10 protein-coding genes are annotated in these 10,721 nt (G+C 44.4%); 4 read left to right on the top strand and 6 right to left on the bottom strand.

What is annotated here, in order from left to right:
* On the bottom strand, positions 1-45 hold a 45-nt coding region (locus IM322_RS23435; RefSeq protein ID WP_353737100.1), incomplete at its 3' end, for a helix-turn-helix domain-containing protein.
* Between the two features lie 91 nt (positions 46-136).
* Between IM322_RS23435 and thrB the strand changes: the two genes are divergently transcribed.
* Both thrB and IM322_RS16855 read left to right on the top strand, forming a co-directional pair.
* The gene (gene thrB / locus IM322_RS16860) at positions 137-1,054 is read left to right on the top strand and encodes a homoserine kinase (RefSeq protein ID WP_287675629.1); all 918 of its coding nucleotides are present in this window, start codon (positions 137-139) and stop codon (positions 1,052-1,054) included.
* A gap of 115 nt (positions 1,055-1,169) precedes the next feature.
* Positions 1,170-2,114 (top strand): DNA-methyltransferase, encoded by a 945-nt coding sequence (locus tag IM322_RS16855; protein WP_287675628.1) that lies wholly within the window; start codon positions 1,170-1,172, stop codon positions 2,112-2,114.
* On the opposite strand, the gene IM322_RS16850 is transcribed toward IM322_RS16855, so the two are convergent.
* The gene (locus IM322_RS16850; RefSeq protein WP_287675627.1) at positions 2,111-3,013 is read right to left on the bottom strand and encodes a BglI family type II restriction endonuclease; all 903 of its coding nucleotides are present in this window, start codon (positions 3,011-3,013) and stop codon (positions 2,111-2,113) included. The two genes, IM322_RS16855 and IM322_RS16850, sit on opposite strands and share 4 nt — an antisense overlap.
* Before the next feature lie 12 nt (positions 3,014-3,025).
* On the bottom strand, positions 3,026-3,241 hold the full coding sequence (locus tag IM322_RS16845; protein ID WP_147069750.1) for a helix-turn-helix domain-containing protein: 216 nt from the start codon (positions 3,239-3,241) through the stop codon (positions 3,026-3,028).
* A 160-nt stretch (positions 3,242-3,401) separates the two neighbouring features.
* Here IM322_RS16845 and crtD point away from each other — a divergent pair, with 160 nt between their 5' ends.
* The gene (gene crtD, locus IM322_RS16840) at positions 3,402-4,907 is read left to right on the top strand and encodes a C-3',4' desaturase CrtD (RefSeq protein ID WP_287675626.1); all 1,506 of its coding nucleotides are present in this window, start codon (positions 3,402-3,404) and stop codon (positions 4,905-4,907) included.
* Positions 4,908-5,049: 142 nt separating this feature from the next.
* Here crtD and IM322_RS16835 read toward each other — a convergent pair whose 3' ends face one another.
* The gene (locus IM322_RS16835; protein ID WP_287675625.1) at positions 5,050-6,387 is read right to left on the bottom strand and encodes a histidine phosphatase family protein; all 1,338 of its coding nucleotides are present in this window, start codon (positions 6,385-6,387) and stop codon (positions 5,050-5,052) included.
* A 430-nt stretch (positions 6,388-6,817) separates the two neighbouring features.
* On the opposite strand from IM322_RS16835, the gene IM322_RS16830 reads away from it, so the two are divergent.
* The gene (locus tag IM322_RS16830) at positions 6,818-8,065 is read left to right on the top strand and encodes a DUF4912 domain-containing protein (protein ID WP_287675624.1); all 1,248 of its coding nucleotides are present in this window, start codon (positions 6,818-6,820) and stop codon (positions 8,063-8,065) included.
* A 124-nt stretch (positions 8,066-8,189) separates the two neighbouring features.
* Here the strand turns inward: IM322_RS16830 and IM322_RS16825 are convergent, their stop codons facing one another.
* Together IM322_RS16825 and IM322_RS16820 are read right to left on the bottom strand one after the other, a co-directional pair.
* Positions 8,190-9,842, bottom strand: coding sequence for an acetolactate synthase large subunit (locus IM322_RS16825; protein WP_287077649.1), 1,653 nt, complete (start codon positions 9,840-9,842; stop codon positions 8,190-8,192).
* Between the two features lie 219 nt (positions 9,843-10,061).
* Positions 10,062-10,541, bottom strand: a complete 480-nt coding sequence (locus IM322_RS16820) for an SRPBCC family protein (protein WP_287675630.1) — start codon at positions 10,539-10,541, stop codon at positions 10,062-10,064.
* Positions 10,542-10,721: the final 180 nt, after the last annotated feature.

Here is a 10,721-nt window from a genome sequence, read left to right as displayed (position 1 = left end):
TTGTTCGGGTGTGGGGTAAAATCGAAACGAGTAGGCTTTTTCCATGTCTCACATTTTAGCATATATTTGGTAAATGCGCTAGTATTTAACGGTAAAGCCGTCGTAGAACGACGGGGTTTCAGACCCAAAATTTTCGATGACAACTTTTACGGTTACAGTTCCCGCTACCACTGCTAATATTGGGCCCGGCTTCGATTGTCTCGGAGCGGCCTTAACCCTATATAATCAGTTTACTTTTACCCTGCTGCCAGCAACGACAGCTAACCCTGTCAGCATTAGTGTCAAGGGAACTGAATCAGCTAAAGTTAGCCAAGGTACTGATAATTTAATCTACACTTCTTTTTTGCAAGTTTATCAAAAAATAGGACAGAATCCGCCCCCCATAGCCATCGAGATCGGTTTAGGGGTTCCTCTGGCTAGAGGTTTAGGTAGTTCTGCCACTGCTATTATCGGTGGGTTAGTGGCTGCCAATCAATGTGCGGGAAATCCTTTATCTATGGGGGAAATCGAAGCATTAGCGATCGCCTTGGAGGGACATCCGGATAATGTGGTGCCGGCTTTGCGGGGCAACTGTCAGCTATCGGCAGGAAATAGCACAGATTGGGCTATTTGTCAAGTATTTTGGCAAAAAAATCTCATTCCCGTCCTAGCGATTCCCGATTTTGAACTGGCTACGGAAAAAGCTAGGGCTGTTTTACCCGAAAAAATTAGCCGTCAGGAGGCAATTTTCAATATTTCCCGCTTGGGTTTATTATTGCGGGGATTGGAGACGGGTAACGGCGATTGGCTGAGAATTGCCCTAGAGGATAAACTGCATCAACCCTATCGCCAATCTTTAATACCGGGTTACGAAAAGGTCAAAAAAGCCGCCATTAACGCGGGTGCTTACGGGATGGTAATTAGTGGCGCAGGTCCCACCCTATTAGCTTTAACTAACCCCGACAATGCCCAAAAAACAGCAACAGAGATGAAAAATGCTTGGCAGCAAGTGGGGATTAACTCTGAGGTGAAAATTTTAGCTTTAGATACCCTAGGGGCCCAAGTAAACTGTTAAGCCTCCAATTTACCGGTTATACAGATTTCAAAAAAACAGGATTTAACTCTCAATATGTTGACTATATAGACCACAGGATGTACACTATGAGTAACATCAGTTTGTAATTGAAGTAATGGATTTTCTTGAAATCAATACTATTCATCAGGGACGAGCAGAAATATTGATGAAGCAGATTGCGCCTGAGTCAATAGATCTGAGCTTCTGGTCACCACCATATTTTGTAGGAAAAGAATACGAGAAAGAAGAAACATATCAATCTTGGCAGGCAATGCTTCGCCAAGTAATCAATCATCACTTTACCGTTTTGAAGCCCGGTGGATTTCTCGTAATCAATGTTGGAGATATTCGTTGTTTTAAAGATGAAAAAATTCCTAAATTTCAAGCGATGAACATTTGCATGCAAAAATCAAAAGTTACCAAAGAAATGGTACTGGAAGCAAAAGAAAAATTTCCCGAATTTAATCGTTATCAATTGGCTGATTACTTGGGTTGTAGTGAGCAAACAATTGATAGGAGACTTAACGGCAATAACATTAGAGGTGGAAAATACGAGTCCCAAACAAGAATGCATCTTATTGGAGGATTTCTTCAAAGCTATGGACAAGAATGTGGCCTTTACTTATACGATCGAAGAATTTGGGTAAAAGATCCAGCATGGGCAAATTGCAAATGGACTTCTAACTCGCTTAAGTCCGTTGATGAGTATGAAGATCTTTATATTTTTTGGAAACCTGGTCAGCAAATTATAGACAGAAAAAAGATCAATCCAGATGAGTGGAAAGCTTGGGGTTCTAGAGCGGTATGGTTTATTAGAAGTGTAAGATCAAACGATGACCACGAAGCAAAATTCCCTTTAGAACTTGCCTCAAGGGTTGTGCGGTTATATAGCGATCAAGGAAATACTGTATTAGATCCATTTATGGGATCTGGCACGACTGCAATAGCTTGTATTCAGAATAAAAGAAGCTTTATAGGCATAGAAAAAGAAGCTAAATATGTAAGCCTAGCAAGAGAAAATATTAATAAAGAAGAGAGCCAACTTAGACTAAATTTTTAAGGGTCGGCAACTAGAATAGATTCTACTCTCCACGGGTGAATTTTCTTTAATAGTGAGAAACTAACTCGCACTCGTAATTTCCTAGGGTCTTTTGATTTATCATCTTTCCCTGGAAATAAAATCCCTCTATAAGTGTTAAGGTAATTTGGATTTTGGGTTAGTAAGAGTCCGTTAGGGATAGAGGCAACATCAATTCTTTCCAAAGGTTGTCCATTATTTCTGATGTTACTATGGTTTGCCTGTAACATTTGATATACAGGCTTTAGAGCAATAATCACAACTGGTGCAATAGTTCCATCAGACAGAACATAAATAGGTGGAATACTTGCATGAAAATCATGTGATGCTCTCGCCCCAATTGCTTGTAGTATCGAGTTTCTAACTCCTGCTTGAGAATTTTCCCAAGTTCCATCACCCGAGACTTGATTATGGCTCATCACAGTATGATCTTGATCATCTCTTGGTCCCACACTTTTAATATCTATAAACAGCCATGCTGAATTAGTAAATCCTTGGGTAGCTTCCAGTATATTTTTGCTACTTATAACAAATCTTTGATCGGCCCCTGTCGGAATTCCAGTATCCCTAACATCAAAGCTATTGACTAATAACCTTGGTAGTTTAGCTCCTATTGCATGTTCACCAACTTCGAGCCAAGGATACTGATCCATTATGGGCTGACGACCTCTATCTTCAGGTGGATAGTTTTCCCAGAAAGGATAAAGATAGGATGCTTCATTGTAGTCATTTTTAATTTCAGCAAGGTTTGATTGAACTAATGACACAATATGATTAGTCAAAAACCTTTCTAGCTCAATCAAGGCATTTGGTCTTGCTATGAAATAGTTTCTTGCTGAATTGTAAAGTTGGAATTGTTGCTGCCTGTAAAGATTAATCACTTACTATACCAATTATTTATTAGAATCGATAAACAAATCTTGAATCTCAACACCTAATGCAGTAGCAAGTTGTTGAACAATTTCAATTGTTGGATTTCTAACGCCTCGTTCAATACCACTGATATAAGTTCGGTGTAATCCTGTCTCTTCAGACAGGCGATCTTGCGACCAGCCTTTCTGCTCACGAACTTTTTTGACATTTTGACCAAAAAGTAATCTAACACTCATGCTTTGGATAATAAAAGTATGTTACTTTTTAGTCTATAGACAATAAGTCACAACAGGGATTCATAAGGAGATTTTATCAGTTATCAGTGAACAGTAATCAGTAATCAGTGAAAAGACAGCAGTGTTAGGATAAAAATAAATATAAATAATTGTTAAGAAAATGACGCAAATTACCGTTATTGGTGCAGGGATTGGCGGACTAACGGCGGCGGCATTATTGGCGCGTCGAGGTTATCAAGTCACAGTATATGATCAGGCGCTTGTCCCCGGAGGTTGTGCCTCGACTTTTTCCCGTCGGGGTTTTACTTTTGATGTGGGGGCAACTCAAGTGGCAGGATTAGAAGTAGGGGGCATTCATCAGCGCATTTTTGCCGAATTAGGGATAGATTTACCCGATTCTGTCCCCTGTGATCCCGCTTGTGCTGTTTTTCTGCCGGGGGAAACCACTGCGATTAACGTCTGGCGCGATCGGCAAAAGTGGCAAGAGGAAAGACAAAAACAATTTCCGGGCAGCGAACCTTTTTGGCAATTATTACAAAAACTCTTTCAAGCAAGTTGGCGTTTTCAAAGTCGCGATCCAGTTTTACCCCCGCGCAACTGGTGGGATTTAGGGCAATTAATCGCCGCTTTGCGTTTAGATACTGCCATTACCTTCCCTTTTACTTTGATGACTGTGGGCGATGCTCTGCGATTATACGGCTTAGAGACAGATAAACGCCTAAAAACCTTCCTTGATCTCCAGTTAAAGCTTTATTCCCAAGTTACTGCCGATGAAACCGCTTTACTTTATGCCGCCACCGCTTTAGCAGTTTCTCAGTCTCCCCAAGGTTTATCCCACCTTCAGGGTAGTATGCAGGTATTAAGCGATCGCTTAGTAACAGCTTTGGAAAAATACGGCGGTAAATTGCAAATGCGCCACACAGTGGAAAAAATAATGACAGAAAAGGGAAAAGCCACGGGAATTATCGTCAGAAATCAAAAAAATGGCCAAATACATCCAGAAATGGCCGATGAGATTGTCGCCAATATCCCGATCCAAAATTTACCACAATTAATCGATCGCGAAGCCATTCCCAGTCTTTATCACCGGAGAATCGAAAAACTTCCCCCCGCATCCGGTGCTTTTGTGGCCTACTTAGGAGTTGATCGCGCTGCTATTCCCCCCGATTGTCCTCCCCATTTGCAATTCCTCTACGATGACGATGGCATGATCGGCGAAAATAACTCTTTGTTTGTTTCCGTGAGTAAAGAAGGGGATGGTCGCGCTCCAGTGGGAAAAGCGACGATTATTGCTTCTTCCTTCACCGATACCAGTCTTTGGTGGCGAAAAGGAGAAGATAATTATCAGCAATTAAAAGCAGCATACACCCAAGAGGCGATCAATCGTCTCGGTAATTATTTCCATCTTAGCCCTGATCACATCGTTCACATCGAATCAGCTACTCCTCGCACTTTTGAACGGTTTACGGGGCGAAATCAGGGCATTGTCGGCGGTATTGGTCAAAGACTGTCCACTTTTGGCCCTTTTGGCGTAGCGACGCGCACTCCGATCCCCCATCTTTGGTTAGTGGGAGATTCCACCCATCCGGGAGAAGGCACTGCCGGAGTCAGCTATTCGGCACTAACGGTAGTTAGACAGATTGAAAATAAATTAGCTTTTAGTTAGCCGTAATTATGAATTATGAATTATGAATTATGAATTGGGAAGAATAAATAAAAGCAATCTTCTGAATACTGAATACTGAATACTGATAACTGTTAACTGTTAACTTACCCACTGATAACTGATAACTGAGCACTGATAACTGTTATAAAGCGCCAGCTGCCGTGCGATCGAGTATTCCCGATCCTAGATGAGAGGTAATATTAACTGCTTGCAGGACGGGTTGAGAGTCAACTCCTTTGGGATAATCGATCACACTAACCGCGCCATTTCCCTGTTTAATATTCCAGAAATTGGCGGGTTTTAAACCCAATAAATAACAAAGAATCACCTTATTAATGGCATCGTGGGCCACTACCATAATTGTCTTAGGACTATCGCTATTACTATAGGTTTTAACGATTTGCCGCCAACAAGCGATCGCTCGATCCCAAACTTCCTGTAAATTCTCCCCTTCCGGCATTTGCACGGTTTCCGGGGCATTTTTCCAGTCTTCTAACATCCCGGGGAAACTCGCTTCAATTTCCTCCTCTAATTTACCTTCCCAAAGTCCGTGACAGATTTCTGTCAGATCCACTTGGGTATCTAAGGTGACATCGGGGTGATATTGCAGGATAATTTGGGCAGTTTCCTTGGGACGGGACAAAGGACTGGTGACAGCGTGATCGAGCGCCGTTTCTCGCAGAAATTCGGCGGCTTTCTCAGCTTGAGCTTTGCCATTATCATTGAGAGGAATATCGCGCACACCTTGAAAACGTTTATCCCGATTCCATTGGGTTTCTCCGTGACGCACAAGCAGCAGCCTGGAACCTTGGAAAGGAGGACGCGGTGGGGGTAAAGCTATCCCTAAGTGTGCCGTTTGATTGAGGGATTCCACCTGCACAGGATCACCAAAATCACCTGTAAAATTGAGAACATTAACGCAACAGTTAGATTGTTGCAGGGAATGGTATAAGGAAACTGGAATACCGATCGCACTGAGGATTAAACAGCGATTAATGCCGTTATGGGCAACAATGAGGATAGTTTGGCCCTCGTGTTGGGGAATAATTTCTCGCCAAAAATCCTGGGCCTGTTGATAGAGGGAGAGAACGGGATAATGTTCTTGACCATCGGGCAGTATCATCTTAAATTCGTGAGGTTTTTGGTGCCAATCCCGATATTCTTGGGGGTATTGAGCTTTTACCTCCTCTTTGACCATATTTTCCCAGATAGGCAGATCGATTTCTAGTAACTGCGAAGTGGGTTGAATGACGGGAGAGTTATTTAAACGAGACTGAATCACCTCAGCAGTAGATTTGGCTCTTTGGAGAGGACTACAGTAAAAAGCGGCGATATCGATTTGACTGAGGGCATTTCCTACTTTTTCCGCGTCCAGATGGCCTTTTTCCGTCAAAACCGAGCCATCACTGCGACCTTGTATTTTCTGCTCTGCGTTATAACTGCTTTGTCCATGACGAACAATAATCACACGGGTAGCCAAGCGGTTCAGTCTCCTTAACTAAAAGTCTCAATATCAGATTACAGGCGATCGGGATCGGAGTACAAATCAGTGATCAGTGATCAGTGATCAGTAAACAGTGGGGAGCAGGGAGAGGAAGTCCGAGCATTTGTACTAAAATTTCTCAGATACAGTGTCAATGCTGGACAGAATATCAAAACTTCCTGACATGAAAATCTTGTGGGGATCAAGGGTTTGGCGATTTTGTCAAGAAATCATGACAAGGTACTTGGTCAAAATCGGAATCTTACTGTTTAATAGGTATTTATAACAAGCGATTCCCTTGATCCCCATCGAGTGAATCTCTCGTTCACACAGCAATCGATGAGTAGTTAGAAGGATTACCCAGATCACTGCTTTTGCAAATGCTCAAAAACATTTGCCGTCGTAACTAATCGGAGAGTGTCAACTCATGGTCCCAGAATACCCCCCCTTAGATGAGATGACCTTGCGGCAACTACGACGAGTTGCCAGTCAATACAGCATCTCTCGTTACAGTCGGATGCGGAAAACGCAATTAATCGAGGCAATTACCCAAGCTATGGGAGTAAGCGGCAATTTTAAATCTACTATTAAAGAGGAAAAACCAGTGGAAGCAGCAAAATTTGAATTAGGTCAAGCTAACCCGATCGAAGATGTCCTAGGTTCGGTGGATGATGGTTTAGGAGATCTGCCCGGTGGCTACGGTGAAAATCGCATTACCCTCCTACCTCGCGATCCTCAGTGGGCCTATGCTTACTGGGATATCCCCAACGAATCAAAAGAAGATCTACGTCGTCAAGGGGGACAACAGTTAGCCCTGCGTCTTTATGATGTCACCGATATAGATCTCAATAGCCAAGGCGCGCATAGCGTCCAAGAATATCTCTGTGATGAATTAGCCCGAGAATGGTATTTACCGATTCCGGTCAGCGATCGAGATTATGTTATCGATATCGGTTATCGTTGTGCTGATGGTCGTTGGTTAGTTTTGGCCCGTTCTCCTTTAGTGCGGATTCCTCCCGTCTATCCTTCCGACTGGATTGAAGATATCTTTGTCACCGTTAACTGGGAAGAAGAACTGGTGGGCAAAACTGTTTACGAACTCGTTCCCCCCAGCAAACGCTACGGCAGCAGCGCAGGAATCACGGGAACTAGCCCCATCTACGACCAAATTTTCGAAAGTGTCGGCGATATCGAAGCCCTACGGGTGGCCGGTTCCTTGTTTGGTTCCATGCAGCACGTCGCTGGTTCCGTACCAATGTCGGAAGTGATCAGTTCTTATGTATTCCCCTCCGGGGTTGGTATGTGGGCAGTTCCCACGGTATCGGGACTAACCGCTTCCGGTATCGGCATAACTGCTTCCGGCATCGGTATGGGTGCTTCGGAAACCCTACAACGTCCGCGCAAATTCTGGTTAGTTGCCGATGCAGAATTAATCGTCTATGGTGCTACGGAACCCGATGCCACCGTAACTATCGGTGGTCGTCCGATTAAACTCAATCCCGATGGCACTTTCCGCTATCAGATGTCCTTCCAAGATGGTTTAATCGATTATCCGATTATGGCCGTGGCTGCCGATGGTGAACAAAATCGTTCTATCCACATGAAATTTACCCGGGAAACCCCCTCTCGCAATACCAACACTAAAGATGAGGCGGTTCTAGAATGGTTATTCTAGATCGGGTTTTCTAACGTTACCAAAGCCAACCTAATTACTTCCCCCTAACTGAGATTTAGTTAGGGGATTTTTTTCGAGAAGTTAACGGCAAGCTACCGAGGGGGTTGCTTGCCGCTATCAACTTCTATTCCCAAATCTGACAGCTTAGATCGCCCGATTTTTGGGAAAGACGCAGATTTTCACCGTAATCGACGGGAACATCAATAACAGTGGGAACCTCTTGCCGGAAAGCATCCTCTAGTATCGGGATCAAATCCTGAGTAGATTCCACCCGATAGCCTTTTAATCCCATACTTTCGGCAAATTTAACAAAATCGGGATTACCAAACTTAATAAAAGAAGATGTCCCAAAATGGTTAAACTGCTTCCATTCGATTAAACCGTAACCGCCATCATTAAAGATGAGAGTGACGAAGGGAGTTCCCACCCGCAAAGCTGTCTCCAATTCCTGACAATTCATCATAAAACCGCCGTCCCCCGTCACCGCTACAATGCGTTTATCGGGATGAACTAACTTAGCGGCGATCGCACCGGGGATAGCAATACCCATAGCGGCGAAACCGTTAGAAATAATGCAAGTATTGGGACAATCGCAGTGATACTGGCGCGCCATCCACATTTTATGAGCGCCTACGTCACAAATAGCGATATCTTCCGGTCCCATCACCTGACGCAGATCGTAGATCAATTTTTGTGGCTTGATCGGAAAACCCGTATCATTGGCATAAGTTTCGTAATCGGCCCGAATTTCCGTCTTTAATCCCGCGGTGACAGGAGTTGGTTTATTCTGGCGATCGGCCCGTTTGAGGATATCGATGAGAGAATCGGTGATATCACCCACCACTTCCACCACCGGGGCATAACTGCTGTCAATTTCCGCCGGAGTCATGCCGATGTGAATAATCGGTAATTTCCCGTCTGGATTCCATTTTTTCGGGGAATACTCGATTAAATCGTAACCAACAGCGATAATTAAATCACTGCGATCAAAGGCACAACTAATCAAATCCCGTTGCTGTAATCCTACCGCCCAAAGAGCCAGAGGATGGGTATAGGGAATCACCCCCTTACCCATAAAAGTGTTAGCCACAGGGATATTCAAGGCCGTGGCGAATTCCGTTAAAGCCTCACTAGCATTAGCGCGAATTGCCCCATTTCCCGCCAAAATCAAGGGATTTTTCGCTTTAGAAATCACCGCCGCCGCCATGTTCAAAGTCCGATAGGAAGCGTAAACTTTTTCCTGACTATCGAGGGGCAAGGGATAACCATCGGCAGCCATAGCGGCGATATTTTCGGGAAGATCGATATGAACTGCCCCCGGTTTCTCACTTTGGGCGGTTTTAAAGGCTCTCCGTACCACTTCTGGGGTGATACCCGGCCGCACGATTTGTTTATTCCATTTCGTCACCGGGGCGAACATGGCCACCAGATCTAGGTATTGATGGGATTCAATGTGCATCCGATCGGTTCCCACCTGGCCGGTGATGGCCACTAAGGGCGCCCCATCGAGGTTAGCATCGGCTACCCCTGTCATCAGGTTAGTCGCCCCCGGTCCTAAAGTGGAGAGACAAACCCCCGCTTTTCCCGTCAAGCGTCCATAGACATCGGCCATAAAAGCCGCACCCTGTTCGTGACGGGTGGTGATAAATTTGATCGAGGAGTTTTTCAGGGCTTCCAAAACATCGAGGTTTTCTTCCCCGGGTAGCCCAAAAATATACTCGACCCCTTCATTCTCTAGACATTTAACTAGAAGTTCGGCTGTGTTTAATTCCCCCATAATTCCCTCCTGTAGAGCTTACTTCATCAGTAAAGTCTCTAGAGATAGTTCATCCCGGCGGATTGAGGTTGTTGCGCTCAACTCGTCGGGATGATATCAGTAGACTATATGTACCAATGTAGCTGACTAAAATTTTGTTTAAGTCTATCCATATACCATTGTGACTTAGATCTTGACCTTTGGCAGATTATTTATTAGCACAATTGGGGGGAATTTTTTTTAGACCGTTAATTCTTCGGCGGCGTGGGCTAGTTGGGCGGCGACTTTGGCTAAATAGGGACGACTTAACCACCAGATAAAGGGGGACAGCCAACCCCGCAGAGTGACAGAATAGGAAATATAACTACCACAGAGGGTTGATTCCACTTGGTAGGTCATTTTCTGTTCCATGCCGGGGATAGCGAGAACTCTTAGGCTGAGGAGTTCACCGGGGCGGACATTTTCCACAAAAACCCGGATAGGAATGGGAGTCAGACGGGTGACAGCTTGATAGATTAACCCCGGTTTAGCGATTAAACCCAAGGGAACATCAGCCTTGGCAATCAAAGGATGCCAAGAGACATCGGCCACATTGATTAATTTTTGCCAGAGGACATCGACGGGGGCAGTACTGACCACCCGATAGGTTTTGTAGAGTGAAAACTTACAGAATAGTCTGCCTTTGGCCGCTACAATCCTTAAGGAAAAATTGAGAATCACCGATTGCCTCCCGCAAAAATAATCTAGGGAATCTTCTATTTTGACATACCCCACGCCGTAAACGGACGTGGATTCTTCTAGCATCACTGCTGAGAATTTCTGGCTCAACGATGTGGACTTGAATTAGATTCCTGGCGAAATCCCACCCAGAGGTGGTTCTCTCCTCAGACTTTCGCGACC

It is taken from the genome of Microcystis sp. M109S1 (assembly GCF_020247025.1).
Taxonomy (GTDB): domain Bacteria; phylum Cyanobacteriota; class Cyanobacteriia; order Cyanobacteriales; family Microcystaceae; genus Microcystis.
The sequence above is the reverse complement of the archived record's forward strand: the minus strand, read 5'-3'. Positions and strand labels throughout refer to the sequence as shown.

Excerpts from the sequence above, each read along its gene's own strand:
- IM322_RS16830 (WP_287675624.1), top strand. The coding sequence starts at position 6,818 with ATGGTCCCAGAATACCCCCCCTTAGATGAGATGACCTTGCGGCAACTA.
- IM322_RS16825 (WP_287077649.1), bottom strand. The coding sequence starts at position 9,842 with ATGGGGGAATTAAACACAGCCGAACTTCTAGTTAAATGTCTAGAGAAT.
- IM322_RS16845 (WP_147069750.1), bottom strand. The coding sequence starts at position 3,241 with ATGAGTGTTAGATTACTTTTTGGTCAAAATGTCAAAAAAGTTCGTGAG.
- IM322_RS16855 (WP_287675628.1), top strand. The coding sequence starts at position 1,170 with ATGGATTTTCTTGAAATCAATACTATTCATCAGGGACGAGCAGAAATA.
- crtD (WP_287675626.1), top strand. The coding sequence starts at position 3,402 with ATGACGCAAATTACCGTTATTGGTGCAGGGATTGGCGGACTAACGGCG.
- thrB (WP_287675629.1), top strand. The coding sequence starts at position 137 with ATGACAACTTTTACGGTTACAGTTCCCGCTACCACTGCTAATATTGGG.